Genomic DNA, 25825 nt, shown 5'->3' with positions numbered 1-25825 from the left:
AAGCGGAAGGCGGCGGGCATGGGCGGCATGGCAGAACACGGACGCGAGCACGTACGAGTGGCGGTGATCGGATCCGGATTCGGCGGGCTGGGGGCGGCCGTGAGGCTGCGGCGCGAGGGGATCACGGACTTCGTCGTCCTGGAACGGGCCGACTCCGTCGGCGGCACCTGGCGCGACAACAGCTATCCGGGGTGCGCGTGCGACGTCCCCTCGCACCTGTACTCCTTCTCCTTCGCGCCCAACCCCGACTGGCCGCGGACCTTCTCCGGGCAGCCCGCCATCCGGGAGTACCTGGAACACGTCGCCGACGTGTTCGGGCTGCGCCGCCACATCCGACTGAACCACGAGGTCGAGATGATGCGCTGGGACACCGAGGAGCTGCGCTGGGAGATCGAGACCTCCGCCGGCGCGCTCACCGCCGACGTGGTCGTCTCCGCGACCGGGCCGCTCTCGGAACCGAAGCTGCCGGAGATCCCCGGGCTCGCCGAGTTCCCGGGCAAGGTCTTCCACTCCGCCCGCTGGGACCACGACTACGACCTGCGCGGCAAGCGCGTCGCGATGATCGGGACCGGAGCCTCCGCGATCCAGATCGTGCCGGCCATCGCCCCCGAGGTGGAGCGCCTCACGCTCTTCCAGCGGACCCCGCCGTGGGTCATGCCGCGCACCGACCGGGCGATCGGCGGCGTCGAGCGGTGGCTGCACCGTCAGCTGCCCTTCACCCGCGCCGCGCGCCGCGGGCTGCTGTGGGGGATCCGCGAGCTCCAGGTCAGCGCCTTCACCAAGCGGCCGAACCAGCTCGGGCTGGTCGAGTCGCTGGCCAAGGCCAACATGGCGCGCTCCATCAAGGACCCGGAGCTGCGGGCCAAGCTGACGCCCTCGTACCGGATCGGCTGCAAGCGGATCCTGCTGTCCAACGCGTACTACCCGGCGCTGGCCCGGCCCGACGTGGACCTGGTGGCCTCCGGGCTGGCCGAGGTCCGCGGTTCGGTGCTGGTGGCGGCCGACGGGACCGAGACCGAGGTCGACGCGATCATCTTCGGCACCGGCTTCCACGTCACGGACATGCCGATCGCCGACCGGGTCGTGGGCGCGGAGGGGCGGACCCTCGCGGACACCTGGAAGGACGGCATGCAGTCGCTGCGCGGCGCGACCGCGGCCGGCTTCCCCAACTGGATGACGATCATCGGTCCCAACACCGGGCTGGGGAACAGCTCGATGATCCTGATGATCGAGTCGCAGCTGAACTACATGGCCGACTACATGCGTCAGCTGGGCGTGCTGGGCGGGCGCACCGCGCTGTCCGCGCGGCCCTCCGCGGTGAACAGGTGGAACCGGAACGTGCAGGCCCGCATGGAGCGGACCGTGTGGAACACCGGCGGCTGCACCAGCTGGTACCTGGACGCCCAGGGCCGCAACACGACCGTCTGGCCGGGCACGACCGGCGAGTTCCGCAAGGAGACGCGGACCGTCGACCTGTCCGAGTACGAGGTCATCCGGGGGCGGGACCGCGAGCGGGTCCCGGCGGTCGCCGTCGCCGTCGCCGCCCCCGCAGCCGCCCCCGTGGGAGCGGCCGAGCCGCGCCGGGGCGCGAAGGCCGCCGCGGAACCCGCCCCGGCCGCCGCCGAGGAGGGGGCGGCGTGAGCCGGCCCGCGTACGTCACCACCGGGCGCTGGGCGCCCCCCGTACCGGCCCGGGTGGTGGCCGTGACCTCCGCCGACGGGGCCCGCCTGCACGCCGAGGTGCACGGAGCCGAGGGCGCCCCGGCCGTGGTCCTGGCGCACGGCTGGACCTGCTCCACCGCCTTCTGGGCGGCGCAGGTGCGCGACCTGGCGAAGGACCACCGCGTCATCGCCTACGACCAGCGCGGCCACGGCCGCAGCCCCGCGGCCCGCGCCTACGGCACCGACTCCCTCGCCGACGACCTCGCCGCGGTACTGGGGGCCACCCTCGCCCCCGGCGAACGGGCCGTCGTCGCCGGGCACTCCATGGGCGGCATGACCGTCATGGCCGCAGCCGGCCGGCCCGCGTTCACCGAGCACGTCGCGGCCGTCCTGCTGTGCAGCACCGGCAGCTCCGGGCTGGTCGCGGAGTCGACCGTACTGCCGCTGCGCGCCGGACCGTTGCGGACCCGCGCGACCCGGGGGGTGCTCGGCGCGCGCGCCCCCCTCGGGCCCGTCACGCCGGTGGCCCGCGCCCTGCTCAAGTACGCGACGATGGGCCCCGGATCGGCGCCGGACCGGGTGGAGGCCTGCGCCCGCATCGTGCACGGCTGCCCCAGCGGGGTACGGCACGCCTGGTCGCGGGTGCTGGCCGCCCTCGACCTGGACGCCGAACTGGCCCGGCTGACCGTCCCCACCGCCGTGATCGGCGGCACGGCCGACCGGCTCACCCCGATCCGGCACGCCCGGGCGCTGGCCGCCGCGCTGCCGAACTGCGTGGGCCTGACCGAACTCACCGGGGCGGGCCACATGACGCCCATCGAGGCGCCGGAGGCCGTCTCGGCCGCCCTGCGCGAACTCACCGCCCGCCACCTGCCCGCACGACAGGCCGCCCCGGCCGCGGGAACCGCCGCGGCCGCAGAGGCCGAGAAGGAGAAGACGCCGTGAGCCGCAGCAGTCTCGAAGGACAGGTCGCCGTCGTCACCGGAGCCGCCCGCGGGGTGGGCGAGCTGCTCGCCCGCAAGCTCTCCGCGCGCGGCGCCAAGGTCGCCCTGGTGGGCCTGGAGCCGGAGGCCCTCAAGGAGGTCTCCGAGCGCCTCCACACCGACAGCGCCCACTGGCACGCCGACGTCACCGACCACGAGGCGATGGCGCGGGTCGCGCGGGAGGTCAAGGAACGCTTCGGCAAGGTGGACCTCGTCGTCGCCAACGCCGGCGTCGCCGCCGGCGGGCCGTTCGTCGACTCCGACCCGGTGGCCTGGCGCCGCGTGATCGAGGTCAACCTCATCGGCGGGGCCGTCACCGCCCGCGCCTTCCTGCCCGTCCTCACCGAGAGCCGCGGCTACTTCCTCCAGATCGCCTCGCTCGCCGCGATCACCCCGGCCCCGATGATGACGGCGTACTGCGCCTCCAAGTCCGGCGTCGAGGCCTTCGCGCACTGCCTGCGCGCCGAGGTCGGCCACAAGGGCGTCAAGGTCGGCGTCGGCTACCTGTCCTGGACCGACACCGACATGGTGCGCGGGGCCGACCAGGACGAGGTCATGCGCGACCTGCGCCGCAGCCTGCCGTGGCCGGCGAACCGCACGTACCCGCTCGGACCGGCCGTCGACCGGATCGTGGCGGGCATCGAGCGGCGCTCGGCGCACGTCTACGCGCAGTGGTGGCTGCGCGGCATGCAGGGCACGCGCGGCTACCTGCCGGGGATCATCGCGGCGGTCGGGCAGCGCGAGATGCGGCGGTTCGAGCCGCGGCTGTCCGGCGTCTCCACGGGACTCGTCGGCGCCGGCGGGGCGGCCGACGAGAAGGAACGCACCTACCACGGATAGACCGGAATGCGAGGAACGTCCCCTCGTGCCAGGCTGGTCGGCATCACGCCCCACCCTTTCCAGGAGGGAACAGCATGGGTCTGAGGGACCAGTTCCAGGACAAGGCGAGACGGCTCGCGGAGCAGGCCGAGGCGCGGGCCGCCGCGCAGGGCGCCGAGGCGGAGGCCGGCCGGGCCCCGGCCCCGGCGCGGGAGGCGGGGTCACCGACCGGCCAGGTCCGTGACGCACTGGACGACGCGCTCGACAGGTAGCGCGTCCCGACACCGAGGGGCGCGGTCCGCACCACGCGGGCCGCGCCCGTTTCGCGTGCCGGCCCGCCTACTCCCGCGGCGGCAGCTTCGGGCGGCGCCGGTCCGGGACGTCCGTGTAGCCGGGCGGTACGGCCGCCGGGTCCTGTTCCAGTAGCTCCAGCGCCAGGTGGACGGCGTCGTCGAGCTGGGCGTGCCGGCCCTCCGCCCAGTCCAGCGGGGTCCGCAGGATCGAGAGGTCGGGCTCGACGCCGTGGTTCTCCACCGACCAGCCGTACTCCGGGAACCAGGCGGCGTTCATCGGCACCGTGATCACCGTCCCGTCGCCCAGGGTGTGCCGGCCGGTCATGCCGACGACCCCGCCCCAGGTGCGCTGGCCCACCACCGGTCCCAGGCCCAGCAGTTTGAACGCGGCGGTGATCATGTCCCCGTCGGAGGAGGTCGCCTCGTCGGCCAGGGCCACGATCGGGCCGCGGGGGGCGTTGGAGGCGTACGAGACCGGCTGGGCGTCCCGGGTCAGGTCCCAGCCGAGGATCGAGCGGGTCAGCTTCTCCACGACCAGCTCGCTGATGTGTCCGCCCGCGTTGCCGCGCACGTCGACGATCAGGGCGGGCCGGGACATCTCCATCCGCAGGTCCCGGTTGAACTGCGCCCAGCCGGAGCCGCCCATGTCGGGGATGTGCAGGTAGCCGCAGCGCCCGCCGCTGACCTCGCGGACCACGGCCCGCCGCTTGGACACCCAGTCCTGGTAGCGCAGCGGCCGGTCGTCGACGAGCGGTACGACGGCCACCCGTCGGGCCCGGCCGGACCCCTCGGCCGGCTCGAAGGTGAGCTCGACGGTGGTGCCGCCGGCCGCCGCGAGCAGCGGGTAGGGGCCGGTGACCGGGTCGACGGGGCGGCCGTCGACGTGGGTGAGCACGGCGCCCTCGCGGATGCCGGTGCCGGCGAGGGGGGAGCGGGCCTTGGAGTCGGAGGATTCGCCGGGCAGGATCCGGGCGAGCATCCAGGCGCCGTCCCGGGGCACGAAGTTGGCGCCGAGCAGCCCGATGGCCCGCTGGTAGTGCGGCGGGCCCTCGTTGCGGCGGGCGGGGGAGACGTAGGCGTGCGAGGTGCCGAGTTCGCCGAGGACCTCGCGCATCAGGTCGGCGAACTCGTCGGGGGAGGCGACCCGTTCGACCAGCGGGCGGTACTGGCGAAGCACCGCGTCCCAGTCGATCCCGCACATGCCCGGGTCCCAGAAGTAGGCGCGGATCAGTCGGCCCGCCTCCTCGAAGGCCTGGCGCCATTCGGCCGCCGGGTCCACCTCGTGCAGGATGCGCCGCAGGTCCAGGTAGACCGTCGAGTCCCCGTCGCCGGACTCCGTCGAGGGGACCGCGCGCAGGTCGCCGTCGTCGTTGACGACGAGGCGGGTGCCGTCGCCGCTGACGGCGAACCAGTCCAGTCCGGTGGCCAGTTCGGCCTTGCGGGCCTTGGTCATGTCGAAGTGCTCCAGCGTCGGCTTGCCGCTGGTGTCGGCCGGGTTGGCGAAGGTCTCGCCGAGCGCGCCGGAGATGGGCCAGCGCAGCCACACCAGCCCGCCGCCGCTGACGGGGTACAGGGCCGAGTACTTCGACGCGGACACCGGGAAGGGGGTGACCCGGCTCTCCAGCCCCTCGACCTCCACGGTCACCGCGCCGTCGCCGGACTCCGAGTCCCCCTCGGCCGGGTCGAGTCCGCCGGCCGCCGGGCGTCCGTCGGGGGAGAACGCGAAGGGGGAGTTCGTCGCGGAGGACAGCGGCACCAGGTACGGGCGGCAGCCCAGCGGGAAGGAGAGGTCGCCGGTGTGCACGTCGTAGACGGGGTCGAAGCCGCGCCAGGACAGGAAGGCGAGGTAGCGGCCGTCGCGGGTGAAGACCGGGTTCTCGTCCTCGAAGCGGCCGTTGGTGACGTCGACGACGGTGTGCGGGCCGGGGCCGGCGATCTTCGCCATCCTGATCTGCCGCAGTGAGCGCCCGATGCCGGGGTGCGACCAGGTCAGCCAACAGCCGTCGGGGGAGAAGGCCAGGTCGGTGACGGGCCCGTTGATCGACCGGACCAGCTCGGTGACCTCGCCGTTGGACTCCTCCGTCGCGTCGAGGAGCAGCAACCGGCCGTCGTTGGAGGCGATCGCGAGGCGTTCCCCGTCGGGATCGGACAGCAGCTCCAGGACGCGGCCCACCGCGCCCGAGGCCAGCCGTCGGGGTTCGCGTTCGCCGGAGGCGCGGGGGAGGTAGGCGATCTCGATCGCGTCCTCGCCCTCGGCGTCGGTGACGTAGGCGACCTGGCCGCCGCTGCCGAGCATCTCGGGCAGCCGGACCCGCACGCCCGGGGTGTCGGCGATGGTGCGGGCGGGCCCGTCGCGGTGGGTCAGCCAGTAGAGGCTGCCGCGTACGACGACGGCGCTGGCCCGGCCGGTGGCGTCGACGGACAGCGAGTCGACATGGCTGGCGGCCGGCACCTGGTACGGACGGCGCCCCGCGCGCGGCCCGCCGAGGCGGACCCGGAGCTTGCGCGGGGAGGCGCCCGGGGCGAGGGAGTCGACGAGCCAGATGTCGCCGCCGCACTGGTAGACGACCCGGGAGCCGTCGCTGGAGGCGTGCCGGGCGTAGAACTCGTCGTGATCGGTGTGCCGGCGCAGGTCGGTGCCGTCCGGCAGGCAGGAGTAGAGGTTGCCGATGCCCTCGTGGTCGGAGAGGAAGGCGATCCGGCCGTCGACGAACACGGGGGAGTCGAGGTGCCCCTCGATGTCCTCCAGCAGCCGTTTGCCGTGCAGCCACAGCCGGCCGGTGGCGCCGCCGCGGTAACGCTTCCAGGCGGCGGGCTCGTGCGGCGGCTTGCCGGTCAGCAGCAGGCTGCGCCGCTCGCCGTCCGGCCCCTCCTGGACCTGTAGGTCGGAGACGGGCCCCCAGGGGAGGCGGCCGCCGGGGCTGCCGTCGGTGGGCAGGCTGTAGGCCCAGGCGAAGTAGGAGAACGGTTGGCCGTGCGAGGACACCGCCAGGATGTCGCTGCGGCCGTCCTCATCGGGCGGGGTCCAGCCGCAGACGCGCGTGTCGGTGGCGCCCCAGTGGCTCAGCTGCCGGGCCGGCCCGCCGTCCACGGGGACGAGGTGGATCTCTGGGTCGAGGCTGCGCCAGGTGGTGAAGGCGATGTGTCGGCCGTCGGGGGAGAACCGCGGGTGGCTGACCCGGGTCCGGTCGACGGTGATCCGCCAGGCCCGGCCGGGGCTGGCTCCTTCGGGGGCGAGGGGGGCGACCCAGAGGTCGTCCTCGGAGGCGAAGCACAGCAGGTCGTCGTGCAGGTGCGGGAACCGGAGGTACGCGACGTCGTGACTCACCCCCCAATGCTTTCCGCGACGGGGGGCCGCGGCAACTCGTACAGGTGATCCCCTTCGAGGGATTCGGGGCGTTCGCCGGTCGGGTGACCGACGCCACTCCCCCCAACGAAACGGAACGGTTTCGTTCCCTTGAGGGTGGAGGTATCGTCTTAACGGTACGGAACAGTTTCGCTCGGGCAGGGGGCACGGAGATGACCGAAGAGGCGTCGGAGACGTCGGCACGGCGTACCCGGATCACCCCCGAGCGGCAGGCCGAACTCCACGAGGCGGTCCTGGACCTCCTGCGCGAGGTCGGCTACGACGCGTTGACCATGGACGCGGTCGCCGCCCGTACGAAGTCCAGCAAGGCCACCCTCTACCGCCAGTGGGGGAGCAAGCCGGAGCTGGTCGCCAAGGCCCTGCGATGTACCCAGCCGGTCTCCCTCGGGGAGATCGACACGGGGACGCTGCGGGGGGACTTCGCGCTGATGGTGGCGCACTCCGATGACGCGCAGATGGCCAAGGACACCGCGCTGATGCGGGGTCTGGCCCATGCGGTCCACGAGAGCCCGGAGCTCCACAAGGCGCTGCGGGACCTACTGGTCGACCCGGAGATCAACGGGCTCCAGCAGATGCTGCGGCGCTCCGTGGACCGGGGTGAGATCCGGTCGGACTGTCCGGCCCTGGATTTCGTGCCGCACATGCTCATCGGAGCGTTCATCGCGCTCCCGCTGATCGAGGACCGGTCCGTCGACCGGGCCTTTCTCGGCGAATTCATCGACGCCGTGGTCTTCCCCGCCCTCGGCGTCTGACTCCCTCCCCACCAGCGTTCCGCACCGCCCGCTGCTCCTGACACGCCGCTCTCGTCGTCGGGCCGGCTTTCCACGCCCTGATCCGTCCCGGATCCATCCCACGACCTGAACGGGAGAACCACCCTCGTGGCCACCTTCCTCTACCGGCTCGGCCGCGGCGCCTTCCGGCGCCGCCGCCTCGTCGTCCTCGCCTGGGTGGCGCTGCTGTTCGCCGCCGTCCTCGGCGCCGCGACGGCCTCCGCGCCCACCTCCGGCTCGTTCTCGATACCCGGCACCGAGGCCCAGCGGGCCTTCGACCTGCTGGACAAGAAGTTCCCGGGCATGGCCGCCGACGGCGCCACGGCCCGGATCGTCATCAAGGCGCCCGAAGGTGCCAAGGTCACCGACCAGAACATCAAGACCGAGGTCGAGAAGGTCATCACCGGCCTGAAGACCGGCCCCGGCGCCGCCGAGGTCGCCTCCGTCGACGACCCGTACACGACGCAGGCGGTGAGCCAGGACGGCTCCACCGCCTACGTCAGCGTGAAGTACAAGGTCAGCGGGATGGAGCTGGAGGACGCCACCCGCGACGCGCTCAAGGAGTCCGGCCAGGACGCCCGGGCGCAGGGTCTCGGCGTCGAGATCGGCGGCGACGCCCTGATGGTGGCGCCCGAGACGGGCTCCGGCGAGATCATCGGCATCCTGGTCGCCGCGATCGTCCTCGTCATCACCTTCGGCTCGCTGATCGCGGCCGGCCTGCCGCTGCTGACCGCGCTGATCGGCGTGGGCATCGGCGTCTCCTCCATCACCGCGCTCGCCAACGTGCTGGACCTCGGCTCCACCACCTCCACCCTCGCGATGATGATCGGCCTCGCGGTCGGCATCGACTACGCCCTCTTCATCGTCTCCCGCTACCGCGCGGAGCTCGCCGAGGGCCGCGCACGGGACGAAGCCGCCGGCCGCGCCGCCGGAACCGCTGGTTCCGCCGTCGTCTTCGCCGGTCTGACCGTGGTCATCGCCTTGGTGGGCCTGGCCGTCGTCAACATCCCGATGCTGACCAAGATGGGCGTCGCCGCCGCCGGCACGGTGGTCATCGCGGTGCTCGTCGCCCTCACGCTCGTCCCGGCGATCCTCGGCATCGCGGGCAAGAGGGTGCTGCCCGCCGGCGAGAAGAGCAAGCTGTTCGGCAAGGGCAGGGCCAAGAACCCCGCCGACACCGACGCCAAGCCCAAGCCCAACGGCGGCACCCGCTGGGCCCGCTTCGTGCTCCGCCGCCCCGTCATGGTGCTGCTCGCCGGCGTCATCGGCCTCGGCATCATCGCCATCCCGGCGAGCAAGCTGGAGATGGGCCTGCCGGACGACGGCGCGCAGCCGGTGTCCACCACGCAGCGCAAGGCGTACGACCTGATGTCCGACGGCTTCGGCCCCGGCTTCAACGGCCCCCTGATGGTCGTCGTCGACGGCGACAAGGCGCTCGCCGACAGCACCGCCGAGCGGATCAAGGGACTGCCGGGCGTGGCCGCAGTGGCCCCGCCGATGCAGAACGAGGCCAAGGACGCGGCGATCGTCAGCGTCATCCCCAAGGACCGGCCCTCCTCGCACGCCACCGAGGAACTGGTCCGCGACATCCGCGACGGCAGCGGGGACGACGTGCTCGTCAGCGGTCAGACCGCGATGAACATCGACTTCTCGCAGAAGATGAACGACGCGCTGCTGCCCTACCTGGCGCTCGTGGTCGGTCTCGCCTTCCTGCTGCTGATGCTCGTCTTCCGCTCGATCCTGGTTCCGCTCAAGGCGGCCCTCGGCTTCCTGCTGTCGGTCGTCGCGGCCCTCGGCGCCGTCGTCGCGGTGTTCCAGTGGGGCTGGCTCGCCTCGGTCTTCGGGGTGGAGCAGACCGGTCCGATCATGTCGATGATGCCGATCTTCATGGTGGGCGTGGTCTTCGGCCTGGCCATGGACTACGAGGTCTTCCTGGTCACCCGCATGCGGGAGGCGTACGTCCACGGCGAACGCCCGGGCCAGGCCGTCGTCACCGGCTTCCGGTACAGCGCCCGCGTGGTCGTGGCCGCCGCCGTCATCATGATCGCGGTGTTCGCCGGCTTCCTCGGGGCCAGCGACCAGATGGTCAAGATGATCGGCTTCGGCCTGGCCATCGCCGTCCTCTTCGACGCCTTCGTGGTCCGCATGGCCATCGTCCCGGCGGTGCTCGCGCTCCTCGGGCGCAAGGCCTGGTGGCTGCCGAAGTGGCTCGACCGGATCCTGCCGAACGTCGACGTCGAGGGCGAGAGCCTGCGCAAGCACCTCGGCGAGGACTCCGGCCCCGCGGACGGCCCGGACAAGGACCGCGAGCTGGTCAACGCCTGACACCCGCGCCCGCGCGTCGCCCCGGCCCCGCACCCCTTCGAGGGTGCGGGGCCGGGGCCTTTTTCGTACCCGGCCGCTGCGCCTAACGGGTGGCGGGGGCGGCGGGGGCGTACGTACGGCGCAGGAAACGGCGCAGCGCGGCGATGTCGAACTGGACGACGGCGACCCCGTCGGGGGAGTGGAACTCCACGACCGCCTGCACCCGGCCGCACGGCCAGACGCGGACGTCCCCGGTGCCGGTCGGGGAGCTCAGGCCCGCCTCCAGCAGGGCGCGGGGGAAGACCCACTCGTTGTCGGTGCCCTCGGGGGACAGCTCGGCGGGGAAGACGATCCGTACGGCCAGCGGTTCGTCGGGGGCGAAGCGCAGCGCGACCGGGATCGTCCGGTAGAGGGGGTCGTCGGTGATCACGCGGGCGCGCACCCGCTCCTCGACGGCGGTCGTGTCTGCGGTCGCTGCTGGATTCTCCGCGGTGGCTGACATCGACAGGGCTCCTCGAAATCGGAACATTTGCGTCCGTTTGTCCGTCCAGACTCGCACATTCCAACGAAACCGCGCGCCACCATTTGTGACGTGACCGCTCTTGCCAACGATTTGCAACTGGGCACTATTCTTGAACGGTTAAAGATTTTGTGAGGTAAACAGGAAGCGGAGCCACTCCATGCATGTGCCCGACGGATTCATCAACGCACCCGTGTCGGTGGCCGCCGGAGTGGTGGCCGCGGCCGCCGTCGCCGTCAGCCTCCGCGGCGCCCGCCGCGAACTGGACGAACGCACCGCCCCGCTGGCGGGCCTCGTCGCCGCCTTCATCTTCGCCGTGCAGATGCTGAACTTCCCCGTCGCCGCGGGCACCAGCGGCCACCTCCTCGGCGGAGCGCTCGCCGCGATACTCGTCGGCCCGTACACCGGCGTGCTGTGCGTCTCCGTCGTCCTGCTGATGCAGGGCATCCTGTTCGCCGACGGGGGCCTGACCGCCCTCGGCGTCAACATCACCGTCATGGGCGGCGTCACCGTCGTCGTCGCGTACGCCGTCTTCCGCGGCCTGCTCAAGGCGCTGCCGGCCACCCGCCGGTCCGTCACCGTGGCCGCCTTCTGCGGGGCCCTGCTCTCCGTACCGGCCGCCGCGGCCGCCTTCACCGCCCTGTACGCCCTCGGCGGGACCACCGACGTCCCGATCGCCAAGGTGTTCACCGCGATGGTCGGCGTGCACGTCCTCATCGGCATCGGCGAGGCCCTGATCACCGCCGCGACCGTCGGAGCCGTCCTCGCCGTCCGGCCCGACCTCGTCCATGCCGCGAGCGGCGTGAGCACCCCGCTGAAGCTGCGCGTCAACGGCGAACTCGTCGACGCCCCGGCGCCCGCGCCCGCCGCGCCCGTCGCCGCCCGCTCCACCCGCGCGGTGTGGCTGACCGGGCTGGCCACCGCCCTCGTCCTGGCCGGTGTCGTCTCCTTCTACGCCTCGGCCGACCCGGACGGACTGGAGAAGGTCGCCGCCGACAAGGGCATCGACGCCAAGGTCGAGGACCACGCCGCCGCGGACTCCCCGCTCGCCGACTACGGCGTCAAGGACGTCGAGGACGCCCGCCTGTCCGGCGGCCTCGCCGGGGTCATCGGCGTCGGCGTCACCGTCGTCGTCGGCACCGGGATCTTCTGGAGCGTGCGTCGCCGCCGCGCCGAGGACCTGACCGCCACGTCCACGGCAGCGCCGTCGGCCCCGTCGGCCCGCTGACATGGGAGCCGGGCACGCGCACAAGCTCTACCGGCACGGGCACTCGCCCGTCCACGCGCTGCCGCCGCACTGCAAGATCGCCGCGGTCTTCGCCTTCGTGGTCGTCGTCGTCTCGACGCCGCGCGAGGCGATGTGGGCCTTCGGCGCGTACGCCGTCCTGGTCGCCGCCGTCGCGGCGGCGGCCCGGATCCCGGCCGGATTCCTGCTGCGCCGGCTGCTGATCGAGGTGCCGTTCGTGGCCTTCGCCGTCCTCATGCCCTTCGTGGCCGAGGGCGAGCGGGTGGAGGTGCTCGGCATGTCGCTGAGCGTCTCCGGACTCTGGGGGGCCTGGAACGTACTCGCCAAGGGCACCCTCGGCGTCGCCGCCTCCGTCATCCTCGCGTCCACCACCGAACTGCGGTCCCTGCTGCTGGGCCTGCAACGCCTGAAGCTGCCGCCGCTGCTCGTCCAGATCGCCTCCTTCATGATCCGCTACGGCGACGTCATCACCGGCGAGCTGCGGCGCATGTCCATCGCCCGCCGCTCCCGCGGCTTCGAGGCCCGCGGCATCCGGCACTGGGGCGTCCTCGCCAAGACCGCGGGCGCCCTGTTCATCCGCTCCTACGAACGCGGCGAACGCGTCTACCTCGCGATGGTCAGCCGCGGCTACACCGGCTCCATGCCGGTGATCGACGACGTGTCGGCCACCCGCGCCCAGTGGGCGTACGCGGCGGTGCTCCCGGCGGCGGCCCTCACGGTGTGCCTGCTGGGGTGGACGCTGTGACGGCGCGGGGCAGGGTCGGGGTGGGCGTGGGCGTCGGCGTCGTCGTCCCGCCGGCCGGGGTGGGCGCCGTGACCTCCTGCTGCGGGGCCGATGCCGTCAGCCCGTCCCGTGCGACGGGTACCCCGACCGCTCTGATGGGATGGACACCGTGACCGCTGCTTCCGCTTCCTCCGCCCCCTCCTCGCCCGCGGCCGTGCCCTCCCTGGAGGTGTCCGGTGTGGCGTACGCCTACCCGGACGGGCACCAGGCCCTCTTCGGGGTCGACCTCACCGTCGGCCACGGCGAGCGGGTCGCCCTGCTCGGGCCCAACGGCGCGGGCAAGACCACCCTGGTCCTGCACCTCAACGGCATCCTCGGCGGCGGCGTCGGCACGGTGACCGTGGCCGGACTGCCCGTCGAGAAGCGGCACCTCGCCGAGATCCGCCGCCGCGTCGGGATCGTCTTCCAGGACCCCGACGACCAACTGTTCATGCCGACCGTCCGCGAGGACGTCGCCTTCGGCCCCGCCGCCGCCGGGATGCGCGGCGCCGAGCTGGAGGCCCGGGTCCGCGAGGCCCTGGAACAGGTCGGCATGGCGGCCTTCGCCGACCGGCCGCCGCACCACCTGTCCTTCGGCCAGCGCCGCCGGGTGGCGGTGGCGACCGTCCTGGCCATGCGCCCGGAGATCCTCGTCCTCGACGAGCCCTCCTCCAACCTCGACCCGGCCTCCCGCCGCGAACTGGCCGACATCCTGCGCTCCCTGGACGTCACCGTCCTGATGGTCACCCACGACCTGCCCTACGCCCTGGAGCTGTGCCCCCGCGCGGTCATCCTCAGCGAGGGCGTCATCGCGGCGGACGGCCCGACCCGCGACCTGCTCTGCGACGAGGAACTGATGGGCGCGCACCGCCTGGAACTCCCCTTCGGCTTCGACCCCCGCGCCACCGCCGCCCCGGGCCGCCGACCCCGCTGAGCCCCGGCCCCCGCCCCCGGCCCGGACGGGAAGCAGGACCGGCCGGGCGGCGTTGCATCCTGGTGGGCGGCCCCGCACGGGGGCCGACGGAGCAGGCGAGCAGCACGCGAGGAGTCGGCCGTGGAGGTCCAGGGGACGGTGACGGAGGGCTTCGAGGCCGTCCGGGAAGCGTTCGTACGAAACTTCGAGGCCCGGGGCGACCGCGGCGCGGCCGTCGCCGTGTACCGGGACGGACGACGGGTCGTCGACCTGTGGGCCGGCTCCCGGGACGCCGACGGGCCGGCCGCCGAAGGCACGGCCGGCGGGGGCTCCGGGGCGTGGCGGGCCGGTACCGCCCAGGTGGTCCGCTCCGCCACCAAGGGCGTCGCGGCGGCCGTGCCGCTGCTGCTGCACCAGCGGGGCCTGCTGGACCTGGAGGCGCCGGTCGGGGCGTACTGGCCGGAGTTCAAGGCGGGCGGCAAGGAACACGTACGGGTCCGCGACCTGCTCGCCCACCGCGCGGGCGTACCGGCGCTGGAGCGGGGTCTGAGCCCGGCGGAAGCGGTCGACGGGGTGTCCGGGCCGCGCGCCGTCGCCGCGCAGGCCGCCCTGTGGGAGCCCGGCACCGCGCACGGGTACCACGCCCAGACCTACAGCTGGCTGCTGTCGGAGCTGGTGCTGCGCGTCACCGGCGTCTCCCTGGGGAGCTGGCTCGCGGAGCAGGTCACCGGGCCGCTGGGGCTGGACTTCTGGATCGGCCTGCCGGACGCGGAGGCGGGCCGGGTGGGTCGCGTGGCCCCCGTGGACCCGCCGGAGCGTGCGGGCGCGCTGAAGGTCCGCCCGCGCAGGAACGTTTCCGAAGCCTGGGCCGACCCGCACTCCCTCACCCGGCGCGCCTTCGCCGCGATCGACCCGCTGCCCGACGAGAACGCCCCCGCCTACCGGGCGGCGGAGCTGCCGGCCTCCGCCGGCATCGGCACCGCCCGGGCGCTGGCCGGCTTCTACGCGGCGCTGATCGGCGACACCGAGGACGGCGCCCGTCTCTTCGACCCCGCGACCACCGCGCTCGCCGGGACGGAGCTCTCCGCCGGGGCGGACCGGGTCCTGGTCGTCAACACCCGCTTCGGCCCCGGCTACATGCTGCACGGCCCGGCGTCACCGCTGCTGTCCCCGGCGTCCTTCGGGCACCCCGGGCGGGGCGGATCGTTGGCGTTCGCGGACCCGGAGGCGGGCATCGGCTTCGGCTACGTCACCAACGGCCTCGCCAAGTCCGTCACCGCCGACCCGCGCGCGCAGGCCCTCGTACGGGCGGTGGGGGCAAGCCTGTAGGGCCGGGCCGGGCCGGGCCGGGCCGGGCGGGGGTCGGGTCGGGCGGGCGCCCGGGGGCCTCGTCAGTCCCGTTCGCGTACGTCGGCCACGGTGGCCCCGGCCTGCTCGACGAGCTCCTTCGGGGCCATCGGGAACACCGAGTGCGGGGTGCCGGCGGCCGCCCACACCACCTCGTGGTCCAGCAGGCCGGGGTCCGCCAACACCCGGGTCCGGGTGCGGTGGCCGAAGGGCGGGACGCCGCCGATCGCGTAGCCGGTGGTCTCCCGGACCAGCGCCGCGTTCGCCCGCGTCACCTTCCCCGCGCCCAGCTCCCGCCGTACGGCCTCCATGTCGACCCGCGAGGAGCCGTCCATCAGCACCAGAACCGGGACCCCGTCGGCGGCGAAGATCAGCGACTTCACGATCTGGCCGAGCTCGCAGCCGATCGCGGCGGCGGCATCGGCCGCGGTCCGGGTCCCCTCGGGGAAGGTCCGGACGGGAAGGTCGAGGCCCAGCCGGGCCAGGGCCTCGGCGAAGAGGGGATGCGTCGTCGTCATGCGGGGACGCTAGCCGCCACTGGCAGCCGGGGCGAGCGCGTTTCGCCCCGTGGACCGGACGGGCGCTCGGGTTTCGCGGGCCCCGGGTACGGCCCCCGGGCCCCCGCCCGCGCCGACGTACGCGCACGAGGGAGCGTCGGCGCGGGCTGCGCACCCGGGGGCCGGGACGGGCGTTCGAAGGGGCAGCCGTCAGGAGGTGAGGACCCCGGCGACGATCCGGCCCGCCGAGTCGCCGCCGTGGCCGCCGCCCTCGACCATCGCGGCGGCGGCCAGGTCGCCGCTGAAGCCCGTGAACCAGCTGTCCGGGCTGCTCGCGCCGTCGACCTCCGCCGAACCGGTCTTCGCGCCCTTGTCGGAGCCGGGGACCGAGGCCATCGCCGCGGCCGCGGTGCCGCCGGGGGCGGCCGTCTGCTTCATCATCCTGACCAACTGCGCCGATACGCCCGGCTGGAGCGGCCGCGAGGCCGTGGCCAGGGTGCGCCCGTCCAGCGAGGCCTTGACGACCACCGGCTGACGGAACACCCCGGTCCGGGCGGTGGCGGTGATCGAGGCGAGGTTCAACGGGTTCATCTGGATCGTGCCCTGGCCGATGTACTCGGCGGCGGCCGCGGGGCCCGAGGTCACCGGGACGGACCCGTCCTGGGTGACGACGCCCGCCTTCCAGTCCAGACCGATGCCGAAGACGTCCTTCGCCTCGCGCGGCAGCGCGCCGTTGTCGTCGACCTGGTCGATCAGGCCGATGAAGGCGGTGTTGCAGGACCGGGCGAAGCTCGTGGAGAAGTTCTGGTTCTGCAGGCTGAAGCCGTTGAGGTTGCGGAAGGACTTGCCCTCCCACGACACGGTCGGCGCGCACTCCGCCGGCTTGTCCGCCGCCACCAGGCCCTTCTCCAGCAGCATCGCCGCCGTCACGATCTTCATCGTCGAGCCGGGCGCGCGCCGGCCCTGGAGCGCCGCGTCGAATCCGTCCTTGCGGTGGTTGGCGACGGCCAGGATGTCCCCGGTGCTGGGCTTGACCGCGACGACCGAGGCCTCGGCGTACGAGGTCACGGCCTTCTCCGCGGCGGCCTGCACCTCGGCGTCCAGCACGGTCCTCATCTCCCCGGGCTTGCCCTCCACCAGGGTCAACAGGGTCCGCTTGGGGGCGTCCGCGGCGGTCGGCTCGATCCACAGCTCGACGCCGGGGGTGCCGCCGGTCTTCTCCCCGTACGCCTTGCGGAGCTGGTCCAGCACCGTGCGCAGCGAGGGGTACAGCTCGGCCGTCAGCTCCTTGCCGTTGCGGTCGAGGGCCTTGACCGGCGGGCTCGACGGGGTGCCGGTGCGCAGCGCCTCGCCCTTCCGAAGCTGCGGGTGCACCACCGATTCCTGCCAGTCGACGAGCGGCTTGCCGCTGTTGACGCCGCGTACGACGGTCAACCGGGAGTCGTAGACGAGGGGCTTGGTCGAGCCCTCGTACGTCACCTCCGCCTCGACCTTGAACGGCACGGTGGTGCCGTTGGGGGTGCCTGGGGTGATCACCGTCCTGGCGACGTGGGCCTTGGTGCGGTAGTCGCCGACCGCCGTCCGCGCGGCCTGGGCGTTGTTGGTCAGTTCGGCCGCCGCGCCGTCGTCGCCGGCCGCCCACGCGGCGAGGAAGGCCTTCGCGGTGGCGGCGGCGTCCTTCTCCCCGACCGGCCCGGACCCCTTGGGCGCGGGGGCGGCCTTGCCACCGACCTCGGCCCCCTTGGCGCCGCCGCTCTCGTCCGCCACCAGCGTCCAGGCGCCGTACCCCGCCCCGCCGATCATCGCGAGGAACACCCCGCCGATGATGGCGCCCTTTGTCGCCCCGTTCATCCTTCGTCCTCCCCCGTGACCCCAGTTCCCTGAACATGTTCAAAGAACCCCTGGTGCGGACCTTACTCTGCGCGAACGGGTGAGGTACGTGTTGTTACCCGACCGGAACGTGGACGCGGGGACTCCGGATCCGCGCTCGGGGGGGGTGTCCGGGTCGGGGAAACGCGACGGGCCCGACACCGCGCGGTGCCGGGCCCGTCGTTCGCGCCGCTAGATCCAGGTGTCCAGCCACATCCTGTTGCGCCAGGAGTCCATCGGGAGGGTCTGGCCCGTGTAGATGGGCCAGAAGTAGATGAAGTTCCAGACGATCAGCAGGACCAGGACGCCCGCGCCGATCGCGCCGAGCGTGCGGCGGCGTTCCGTGGAGCCCGCCGGGCCCAGGAGGGCGCCGATCATCATGGCCACGGCCAGGCACAGGTACGGGACGAAGACCACCGCGTAGAAGTAGAAGATCGTCCGCTCCTGGTAGTTGAACCAGGGCAGCAGCCCGGCGGCCAGCGCGCACGCGATGGCGCCCGCCCGCCAGTCGCGGCGGAAGAACCACCGCCACAGCACGTACAGCAGCGCGAAGCAGCCCACCCACCACAGCAGCGGCGTGCCGAGCGCCAGGACCTCGCGGGCGCACTTGCCCGCCTCGGTCGCCGGGCAGCCGTCGGTGCCGGGGTCGGGGGACTCGTAGAAGTAGGAGACGGGCCGACCCAGGACCAGCCAGCTCCACGGATTGGACTCGTAGGTGTGGCCGGAGGTCAGGCCGACGTGGAACCTGTAGACCTCCGTCTCGTAGTGCCACAGGCTGCGCAGCCACTCCGGCAGGAAGGACAGCGAGCTGCCTCGGTCGTTCTTGGCGGCCCAGTCCCGGAAGTAGCCGCCCTTGCCGTTGTCGGGCGAGAGGATCCAGCCCAGCCAGGACATCAGGTAGACGCCGATCGCCACCGGGACCGTCGACAGGAAGGCCGGCAAGGCGTCGCGGCGCAGCATCGACGCGTACGGGGAACCCGCGCCGGCGGTGCGGCGCGCGGCCGCGTCCCACACGACGGTCAGGACCCCGAAGAACGCCAGCACCACGAGGCCGTTCCACTTGGTGCCGAACGCCAGGCCGAGGCAGACGCCCGCCAGGATCCGGTACGGGCGCAGGCCCAGCCGCAGCGTCTCGGCGATCTTGAGGTCGGGTCGCGTGCGGCCCTCCTCGTCCACCGGTAGGGCCGCCGCGAGCCGGGCCCGCGCCCGGTCCCGGTCGACGAGCAGCGCGCCGAAGGCCCCCAGCACGAAGAACATCAGCACCAGGTCGAGGAGCGCGGTGCGGCTCATCACCAGGTGCAGGCCGTCCACGGCGAGCAGGGCGCCCGCCAGGCAGCCGAGGAAGGTCGAGCGGAAGAGTCGGCGGCCGATCCGGCACAGCATCAGCACCGACAGGGTGCCGAGCACCGCCGTCATGAACCGCCAGCCGAACGGGTCGAAGCCGAACATCCACTCGCCGAGGCCGATCACCCATTTGCCGACGGGCGGGTGCACGACGTAGCCGGGATCCGTGGGCAGCGCGACGCCGTCGGGGTTGGCGAGGATCGCCTTGTCGATGTCCTTCGGCCAACTGGCCTCGTAGCCCTGCCGGATCGTGGCCCAGGCGTCCTTGGCGTAGTACGTCTCGTCGAATATCACCGCCTTCGGGCTGCCGAGGTGGGTGAACCGGAGTACCCCCGCCACCAGCGTCACCAGCAGCGGACCGGCCCAGGCCATGACCCGCTGCCAGGTCTGCGTCGCGGACGGCGCGACGCCGAGCGCCGTCCACAGCTGGGCGGACGGGCGGGCGTACGGGGGCACGAGCCGCGTACGGACGTCCGCGCGCGCCCCGCCCTGGGCGGGGCGCGGCGCGTATCCGAAGCCGCGCAGTCGGCGCAGCCAGACGGGCGACCCCTGTTCGAGGTCGCGGTCGCCGGTCGGCTCGGGCGGGGCCCCCGCGGGGCTGGGCGGCGGCGTCGCGGTACTGGTCACCGGGTCATCGTAGGGAACACCCCTGTGCGCACCCCAGCCCCCACAGGCGCGGCTCCGCCCGAACCCACCCGAAACTCCCGTCCCGCGCACACCGTTCGCGGTCCGGTACCCGGTCCGGGACTCCGTCCGCGCCCCGGGGGCGCGGGGACCCAATGAGAGGATGGTGGCGTGACTGATCAGCCCCGTTCTGCCGATGCCCCCTCCTCCGCAGGCGTCCTCGTCCTCGCCGGTACGCCCATCGGGGACCTCGCCGACGCCCCGCCACGCCTGGGCGCCGAGCTGGAGCGGGCCGATGTGATCGCCGCCGAGGACACCCGGCGGCTGCGCCGCCTGACGCAGGGCCTCGGCGTGCACACCACCGGGCGGGTGCTCTCGTACTTCGAGGGCAACGAGTCCGCCCGCACCCCGGAGCTGGTGGAGGCCCTGGAGGCCGGCAAGCGGGTGCTGCTGGTCACGGACGCCGGGATGCCGTCGGTGTCCGACCCCGGCTACCGGTTGGTGGCGGCGGCCGTGGAGAAGGACATCAAGGTGACGGCCGTGCCCGGGCCGTCCGCCGTGCTCACCGCGCTGGCCCTGTCGGGACTGCCGGTCGACCGGTTCTGCTTCGAGGGCTTCCTGCCGCGCAAGGCCGGCGAACGCCTGGGCAAGCTCCGCGAGGTGGAGGGCGAGCGGCGAACGCTCGTCTACTTCGAGGCGCCGCACCGGCTGGACGACACCCTGGCGGCCATGGCCGAGGTGTTCGGCGCGGACCGCCGGGCGGCCGTGTGCCGCGAGCTGACGAAGACGTACGAGGAGGTCAAGCGCGGCGGGCTCGGCGCGCTGGCTCTCTGGGCGGCCGAAGGCGTGCGCGGGGAGATCACGATCGTGGTCGAGGGGGCTCCGGCGGCGACCCCAGGAGACGTGGACGCCGAGGAGCTCGTACGTCGCGTGCGGGTGCGCGAGGAGGCCGGGGAGCGCCGCAAGGAGGCCATCGCGGCGGTCGCGGCCGAGGTCGGCGTACCCAAGCGCGAGGTATTCGACGCGGTGGTGGCGGCAAAGAACGCGGCACAAAAGGTGCCGTAAGTCGGTAAAGAGCTAACCTGAAAGGCAAAGCTCAGACCGCGCACCGGGCGCTTTGGGCATGAGTCGCCCAAGGACCGTCCAACACTCGACAGGGCCTGATGCGCTCCCGCCCGAAGAGGCGTCCACTGGCAGTGGCACCAGTGGAACAAGAGGAGCTGGCATGAGTGAGATCGCAGACACCCCGGCACCCGCCCCCGTGCACGTCCCGGTCGCACCGACCGTGCCGACCGTGCGCGAGGCGTACTCCTTCGCCTGCATGAAGTGCGGGTACGGCTGGGAGCAGGCCTACGAGATAGAGCACCACGTCGACGGCAGGGGCGAGGCGTTCATCGTCTACCGGGCGAACAGCGAGCGGGTGCCGTCGCCGCTGTCCAACCCGACCTGCCTGAACTGCGACGGCCACGTCGTACGGATCATGCGGGAGGGGCAGGTCTCGTCGGTGACCGGGATGCTCGACAAGCTCTACCACCACCCCGTCGCCCCCGGCATCGCCGGACCGGTTCCGGCGGGCGCCTCCCTGCCGCGCACGCCCCGACCGCGCGGGGCGAGGCCGCCGAAGGCGGCGGCCGCGAAGGCGCCGCAGCCGGCGCACGACGCGCCCGGGCCCGTGGCCGTGGACCCCGAGGAGGGGCGCGGCCCGATCGCCCGGCTGATGGGGTTGTTCCGCCGGTCATAGGATCGGACGCATGAGCCCCAGCCCTTCCTCCTCCGCCGCCGCCAAGGACGTCAAGGACGCCAAGGACACCCCGCCTCCGCTGCCCGAACCGCTCCGGGTGGCGGTGGCGGATTCGCACACCCACCTCGACATGCAGTTCGGCACGGTCGAGGAGGGCCTCGCGAAGGCCGCCTCGGTGGGCGTGACCACCGTCGTCCAGGTGGGGTGCGACGTGAAGGGTTCCCGGTGGGCCGCCGAGACCGCGGCCGCCCACCCGAACGTCCACGCGGCGGTGGCCCTGCACCCGAACGAAGCGCCCCGCATCGTGCACGGCGACCCCGACGGCTGGTCCCGGCAGGGCGCCCGGCCCGGCGGCGGCGACGCGGCCCTGGACGACGCCCTCGCCGAGATCGAGGCGCTGGCGGTGCTGGACCACGTGAAGGCGGTCGGCGAGACCGGCCTCGACTTCTTCCGTACCGGCCCCGAGGGGATGGCCGCGCAGGAGCGTTCCTTCCGGGCCCACATCGAGATCGCGAAGCGGACGGGCAAGGCGCTGGTCATCCACGACCGCGACGCCCACGCGGACGTGCTGCGCGTGCTGCGGGAGGAGGGCGCACCCGAGCGGACGGTCTTCCACTGCTACTCCGGGGACGCCGACATGGCCCGCGAGTGCGCGGCCGCCGGCTATTACCTGTCCTTCGCCGGGACCGTCACCTTCAAGAACGCCGCGCCGCTGCGCGAGGCCCTCGCGGTGGCCCCGCTGGACCTCGTGCTGGTCGAGACGGACGCCCCGTTCCTCACCCCGGCGCCCTACCGCGGTCGGCCCAACGCGCCGTACCTCATTCCGCTGACGGTACGGGCGATGGCCGCGGTCCGCGGTCTGGACGAGGACGCGATGGCGACGGCCCTCGCCGCGAACACGGCCCGCGTCTTCGGGTACTGACCCGCCCGCTCGCCCGTCCTCCACGCACCCCCACCCCTCGCTTCGCACGTCCGTTCGTTCGACACGCTGGGTAGTCGAACGACTTTGAAGCGTGACGCCCGCTCCGGCTAGGGTGCCCTGCCCCGACCACCTGGGGCCGGACCAGTGGAGCGAGCGACGTGAGCGAAACACAGGGCAGTCACCGCCGTGTCTCCTGGCCGGGGACCGAGCCGGACGCCGGTCCGGCCCCGGCCCCCGACCGCGCGCTCGACCTCGAACTCGACCCCGCGCTCGACCTCCCCCTCGACCCCGAGCTCGACTTCGCCCCCGACCGGGACCCGGACCCGGAGCTCGACCTCGCCTCCGCGCTCGGCCTCGTCGCCGACGGCGGACCCGACGGCGGGGTCCCGGCCCCCCGCGGCGAAGGCCGCCGGGGGGCGCGGCGGCGGGGTGCGCCGATCGTCCCCACCCCCGGGACCGGCCTGCGCCCCACCGGCCGCCGCCGCGCCTCGGACCCGGCGCCCCCGCCCCCGCTGCCGACTCCGGACGCGGACGCCCCGCCGGCCGGCCGCGCCGCCGGTCGGCGCCGGGCCGGGGACCCGGACGCGGAGGCCCCCTCGGGCGGCCGCAGCGCCGGTCGGCGCCGGGCCGGGGACCCGGTCCCCCCACCTCCGCTGCCGGGGCCCGACGGCGACGCCCCCGCCGGGCGGCGGCGGGCCGCGGATCCCGGGCCGGGGGCCGGTGTGCCCGGGACGCGTCGGCCCACCGGACGCCGTCGGGCTGCGGACCCCGTACCCCCGCCCCCGCTGCCGGGGCCGGACGGGGACGACCCGGACACCGGGCGGCGGCGGGCCTCCGTCCCCGCCCAGGGCGGCGGCGGGTCCGGGCAGCGGGCCGCCGCCCGCGGCCGGCGGGGCGCGGCGGCCCGCGGCAGTTGGCGGCGGATCGTCCCGCAGGCCCTCGTCGTGGCCGTCCTGGCCGGCGGCACCACCGCCTTCGTCGCCGCCGACAAATCGGTGCGGCTCACCGTCGACGGAGCGCCCCGCAGCCTGCACACCTTCGCCGGGAGCGTCGACGCCCTGCTCGCCGCCGAAGGACTCGGCGTCGGCCCCCACGACCTCGTCGCCCCCGCCCGCGGCTCCGACCTCGCCGACGGCGAGGAGATCGTCGTCCGCTACGGCCGCCCGCTGGAACTGACCCTCGACGGCCGCACCCGCCGACTGTGGACCACCGCCCGCACCGTCGAGAGCGCCCTGCGCCAGCTCGGCGTCCGCGTCGAGGGCGCCTTCCTCACGCTGCCCCGCACCGCCGCCGTCCCGCGCGCCGGCCTGACCCTGGGCGTGCGCACCGAACGCGGCGTCACCTTCATGGCCGACGGCCGCGAACGCACCATCCGCACCAACGCCGCCACCGTCCAGGAGGCCCTGGACCAGGCCGGCATCACCCTCGGCGGCCAGGACACCACCTCGGTCCCGCCCGGCGCGTTCCCGCGCGACGGGCAGGTCGTCACCGTGCTGCGCATCACCGGCACCCGCGAGGTCCGCGAGGAGCGCATCCCCTTCACGACCGAGCGCGTCCAGGACGGCGACCTGTTCGCCGGGACCGAGGTCGTCGAACGGGCCGGCCGGCCCGGCGCCCGCCGGGTCACGTACAGCCTGCGCACCGTCAACGGGGTCCGCCAGCAGCCCCGCCGGATCGCCGAGGAGGTGGTCCGCGAGCCCGTCGGACAACTCGTGAAGGTCGGGACGAAGCGGCTGCCGAACTCCGTCGCCGGCGCGGACGGCCTCGACTGGGGCGCGCTGGCCCAGTGCGAATCGGGCGGCCGGGCCTCGGCCACCGACCCCTCGGGGACCTACGGCGGCCTCTACCAGTTCGACGTGCGCACCTGGCAGGGCCTCGGCGGCAGCGGTCGCCCGCAGGACGCGTCGGGCTCGGAGCAGACGTACCGGGCCAAGAAGCTCTACGTGCAGCGGGGGGCGAGTCCGTGGCCGCACTGCGGCCGTAGGCTTTACCGGTGAGCACCGCAGAGCAGCAGCCCCACGAGACCCCTTCCGACGCCCTCCTCGGGCCGGCCGACATCCGGGAACTGGCCGCCGTACTCGGCGTCCGGCCGACGAAGCAGAAGGGCCAGAACTTCGTCATCGACGCCAACACGGTCCGCCGCATCGTCCGCACCGCGGAGGTGCGCCCGGACGACGTGGTCGTCGAGGTCGGTCCGGGACTCGGCTCGCTGACGCTCGCGCTGCTGGAAGCCGCCGACCGGGTCGTCGCCGTCGAGATCGACGACGTCCTGGCCGCCGCCCTGCCCGCCACCATCGAGGCCCGGATGCCCGCGCGGCAGGACCGGTTCACGCTCGTCCACTCCGACGCCATGCTGGTCAAGGAGCTGCCCGGACCGCCGCCGACCGCGCTCGTCGCGAACCTGCCGTACAACGTGGCCGTTCCGGTGCTGCTGACCATGCTGGACCGGTTCCCGACCATCGAGCGGACCCTCGTCATGGTCCAGGCCGAGGTCGCCGACCGGCTCGCCGCCGAGCCCGGCAACAAGGTGTACGGGGTCCCCTCCGTCAAGGCCAACTGGTACGCGCACGTCAAGCGCGCCGGGTCCATCGGCCGCAAGGTGTTCTGGCCCGCGCCGAACGTCGACTCCGGTCTGGTCTCACTGGTGCGCCGCACCGAGCCGATCCGGACCACGGCGTCCAAGGCCGAGGTCTTCGCGGTCGTCGACGCCGCCTTCGCGCAGCGCCGCAAGACCCTGCGCGCCGCCCTGGCCGGCTGGGCCGGTTCGGCCGCCGGCGCCGAGACCGCGCTCGTCGCCGCCGGGATCTCCCCGCAGGCGCGCGGCGAGTCCCTCACGGTCGAGGAGTTCGCGGCGATCGCCGAGCACAAGCCCGCCGCGGAGAGGCCCGCCCTGTGAGCGTGACCGTACGGGTCCCCGCAAAGGTCAACGTGCAGCTCGGGGTGGGCGCCGCCCGCCCCGACGGCTTCCACCCCCTCGCGACCGTCTTCCTCGCCGTCTCCCTGTTCGACGAGGTCACGGCCACCCCCGCCGCGGCACTGACCGTCACCTGCGAGGGCCCCGACGCCGACCAGGTGCCCCTGGACCGCACCAACCTCGCCGCCCGGGCCGCCGAGGTCCTCGCGGCGCGGGCCGGCATCGAGCCGGCCGTCCACCTCCACATCGCGAAGAACATCCCCGTCGCCGGCGGCATGGCGGGCGGCAGCGCCGACGGCGCGGCCGCGCTGCTGGCCTGCGACACCCTGTGGGGGCTGGACACCCCGCGCACGGAACTCCTCGACCTGTGCGCCGAACTGGGCAGCGACGTCCCCTTCAGCCTGCTCGGCGGCGCCGCCCTCGGGACCGGTCGCGGCGAACTGCTCACCCCGGTCGACGCGGGCTCCTTCCACTGGGTGTTCGCGGTGGCCGACGGGGGCCTGTCCACCCCGGCCGTGTTCCGAGCGTTCGACCGGCTGACCGCGGGGACCGCCGTCCCGGAGCCGCAGCCCTCCCCGGAAATCCTCGCGGCCCTCGCCTCGGGGGACCCCGACCGGCTGGCGCCCGCCCTGTCCAACGACCTCCAGGCGGCCTCGCTGTCGCTGCGCCCGGCGCTGGCCGACACCTTCGCGGCGGGCACCGGAGCCGGCGCGCTGGCCGCGCTGGTCTCCGGCTCCGGGCCGACGACCGCCTTCCTGGTCCGGGACGAGGAGGGCGCCGCCAAGGTCGCCGCCGCGCTGGAGGCCTCCGGTACCTGCCGCACCACCCGGACCGCCTCGGGGCCCGTCCCGGGCGCCACGGTCCTGCGGGGCTGACCCCGGAACCCGGCCGGGTACCCAGCGGGATCTGAGTATCCGTACCCTGTCGC

At 73.9% G+C, this 25825-nt stretch carries 21 protein-coding genes; 16 read left to right on the top strand and 5 right to left on the bottom strand.

Annotation, left to right across the window (positions count from 1 at the left end; translation table 11 throughout):
- The first annotated feature begins 27 nt into the window (after window positions 1-27).
- The 4 genes from ACZ4XJ_RS28855 to ACZ4XJ_RS28840 all read left to right on the top strand — a co-directional run bounded on the left by ACZ4XJ_RS28855 (window position 28) and on the right by ACZ4XJ_RS28840 (window position 3735).
- Window positions 28-1641, top strand: a complete 1614-nt coding sequence (locus ACZ4XJ_RS28855; protein ID WP_362877733.1) for a flavin-containing monooxygenase — start codon at window positions 28-30, stop codon at window positions 1639-1641.
- Complete coding sequence (locus ACZ4XJ_RS28850; protein WP_468497913.1) at window positions 1638-2606, top strand: alpha/beta fold hydrolase; 969 nt, start codon at window positions 1638-1640, stop codon at window positions 2604-2606. Before ACZ4XJ_RS28855 ends, ACZ4XJ_RS28850 begins: the two co-directional genes overlap by 4 nt.
- Window positions 2603-3484 (top strand): SDR family oxidoreductase, encoded by an 882-nt coding sequence (locus tag ACZ4XJ_RS28845; protein ID WP_362877691.1) that lies wholly within the window; start codon window positions 2603-2605, stop codon window positions 3482-3484. Before ACZ4XJ_RS28850 ends, ACZ4XJ_RS28845 begins: the two co-directional genes overlap by 4 nt.
- A gap of 74 nt (window positions 3485-3558) precedes the next feature.
- Entirely contained in the window at window positions 3559-3735 is a 177-nt protein-coding gene (locus ACZ4XJ_RS28840) for a hypothetical protein (protein ID WP_362877690.1), read from the top strand.
- Between the two features lie 67 nt (window positions 3736-3802).
- On the opposite strand, the gene ACZ4XJ_RS28835 is transcribed toward ACZ4XJ_RS28840, so the two are convergent.
- Window positions 3803-7084, bottom strand: a complete 3282-nt coding sequence (locus ACZ4XJ_RS28835; protein WP_362877689.1) for a S41 family peptidase — start codon at window positions 7082-7084, stop codon at window positions 3803-3805.
- Window positions 7085-7275: 191 nt separating this feature from the next.
- On the opposite strand from ACZ4XJ_RS28835, the gene ACZ4XJ_RS28830 reads away from it, so the two are divergent.
- Together ACZ4XJ_RS28830 and ACZ4XJ_RS28825 are read left to right on the top strand one after the other, a co-directional pair.
- Entirely contained in the window at window positions 7276-7875 is a 600-nt protein-coding gene (locus ACZ4XJ_RS28830; protein ID WP_362877688.1) for a TetR/AcrR family transcriptional regulator, read from the top strand.
- A gap of 126 nt (window positions 7876-8001) precedes the next feature.
- Window positions 8002-10218 carry an MMPL family transporter gene (locus ACZ4XJ_RS28825; RefSeq protein WP_468497912.1) on the top strand — a complete coding sequence of 739 codons (2217 nt, stop codon included), beginning with the start codon at window positions 8002-8004 and terminating at the stop codon, window positions 10216-10218.
- An 82-nt stretch (window positions 10219-10300) separates the two neighbouring features.
- Here the strand turns inward: ACZ4XJ_RS28825 and ACZ4XJ_RS28820 are convergent, their stop codons facing one another.
- Window positions 10301-10699: an SsgA family sporulation/cell division regulator gene (locus tag ACZ4XJ_RS28820; protein WP_362877686.1), complete on the bottom strand. Its 399-nt coding sequence runs from the start codon at window positions 10697-10699 to the stop codon at window positions 10301-10303.
- A gap of 178 nt (window positions 10700-10877) precedes the next feature.
- On the opposite strand from ACZ4XJ_RS28820, the gene ACZ4XJ_RS28815 reads away from it, so the two are divergent.
- The 4 genes from ACZ4XJ_RS28815 to ACZ4XJ_RS28800 all read left to right on the top strand — a co-directional run bounded on the left by ACZ4XJ_RS28815 (window position 10878) and on the right by ACZ4XJ_RS28800 (window position 14968).
- Entirely contained in the window at window positions 10878-11945 is a 1068-nt protein-coding gene (locus ACZ4XJ_RS28815; protein ID WP_468497911.1) for an energy-coupling factor ABC transporter permease, read from the top strand.
- A gap of 1 nt (window position 11946) precedes the next feature.
- Entirely contained in the window at window positions 11947-12708 is a 762-nt protein-coding gene (gene cbiQ / locus ACZ4XJ_RS28810) for a cobalt ECF transporter T component CbiQ (RefSeq protein ID WP_468497910.1), read from the top strand.
- 139 nt (window positions 12709-12847) lie between these two features.
- On the top strand, window positions 12848-13660 hold the full coding sequence (locus tag ACZ4XJ_RS28805) for an energy-coupling factor ABC transporter ATP-binding protein (protein WP_468497909.1): 813 nt from the start codon (window positions 12848-12850) through the stop codon (window positions 13658-13660).
- A 120-nt stretch (window positions 13661-13780) separates the two neighbouring features.
- Entirely contained in the window at window positions 13781-14968 is a 1188-nt protein-coding gene (locus ACZ4XJ_RS28800) for a serine hydrolase domain-containing protein (protein WP_468497908.1), read from the top strand.
- 62 nt (window positions 14969-15030) lie between these two features.
- On the opposite strand, the gene ACZ4XJ_RS28795 is transcribed toward ACZ4XJ_RS28800, so the two are convergent.
- The 3 genes from ACZ4XJ_RS28795 to ACZ4XJ_RS28785 form a co-directional block, all read right to left on the bottom strand.
- Window positions 15031-15504 (bottom strand): YbaK/EbsC family protein, encoded by a 474-nt coding sequence (locus ACZ4XJ_RS28795; protein ID WP_362877681.1) that lies wholly within the window; start codon window positions 15502-15504, stop codon window positions 15031-15033.
- A 189-nt stretch (window positions 15505-15693) separates the two neighbouring features.
- The gene (locus ACZ4XJ_RS28790; RefSeq protein ID WP_468497907.1) at window positions 15694-17334 is read right to left on the bottom strand and encodes a penicillin-binding transpeptidase domain-containing protein; all 1641 of its coding nucleotides are present in this window, start codon (window positions 17332-17334) and stop codon (window positions 15694-15696) included.
- Window positions 17335-17544: 210 nt separating this feature from the next.
- Window positions 17545-19323 (bottom strand): dolichyl-phosphate-mannose--protein mannosyltransferase, encoded by a 1779-nt coding sequence (locus ACZ4XJ_RS28785; RefSeq protein ID WP_468497906.1) that lies wholly within the window; start codon window positions 19321-19323, stop codon window positions 17545-17547.
- A 168-nt stretch (window positions 19324-19491) separates the two neighbouring features.
- On the opposite strand from ACZ4XJ_RS28785, the gene rsmI reads away from it, so the two are divergent.
- From rsmI to ACZ4XJ_RS28755, 6 genes are all read left to right on the top strand, one after another.
- Window positions 19492-20385, top strand: coding sequence for a 16S rRNA (cytidine(1402)-2'-O)-methyltransferase (gene rsmI / locus ACZ4XJ_RS28780; RefSeq protein ID WP_468497905.1), 894 nt, complete (start codon window positions 19492-19494; stop codon window positions 20383-20385).
- Between the two features lie 160 nt (window positions 20386-20545).
- Window positions 20546-21061 (top strand): hypothetical protein, encoded by a 516-nt coding sequence (locus ACZ4XJ_RS28775; protein ID WP_468497904.1) that lies wholly within the window; start codon window positions 20546-20548, stop codon window positions 21059-21061.
- 10 nt (window positions 21062-21071) lie between these two features.
- A complete protein-coding gene (locus ACZ4XJ_RS28770) occupies window positions 21072-21983 on the top strand; it encodes a TatD family hydrolase (RefSeq protein ID WP_468497903.1) in 912 nt (303 codons plus the stop codon).
- Window positions 21984-22768: 785 nt separating this feature from the next.
- Window positions 22769-23980, top strand: a complete 1212-nt coding sequence (locus ACZ4XJ_RS28765) for a ubiquitin-like domain-containing protein (protein ID WP_468497985.1) — start codon at window positions 22769-22771, stop codon at window positions 23978-23980.
- A complete protein-coding gene (gene rsmA, locus ACZ4XJ_RS28760; protein ID WP_383995132.1) occupies window positions 23977-24879 on the top strand; it encodes a 16S rRNA (adenine(1518)-N(6)/adenine(1519)-N(6))-dimethyltransferase RsmA in 903 nt (300 codons plus the stop codon). The genes ACZ4XJ_RS28765 and rsmA overlap by 4 nt, the downstream gene beginning before the upstream one ends.
- Window positions 24876-25772: a 4-(cytidine 5'-diphospho)-2-C-methyl-D-erythritol kinase gene (locus ACZ4XJ_RS28755; protein ID WP_362877676.1), complete on the top strand. Its 897-nt coding sequence runs from the start codon at window positions 24876-24878 to the stop codon at window positions 25770-25772. The genes rsmA and ACZ4XJ_RS28755 overlap by 4 nt, the downstream gene beginning before the upstream one ends.
- Window positions 25773-25825: the final 53 nt, after the last annotated feature.

It is taken from the genome of Streptomyces sp. NPDC029836 (genome assembly GCF_055574495.1).
This window is presented reverse-complemented; position numbering and strand designations above follow the sequence as displayed.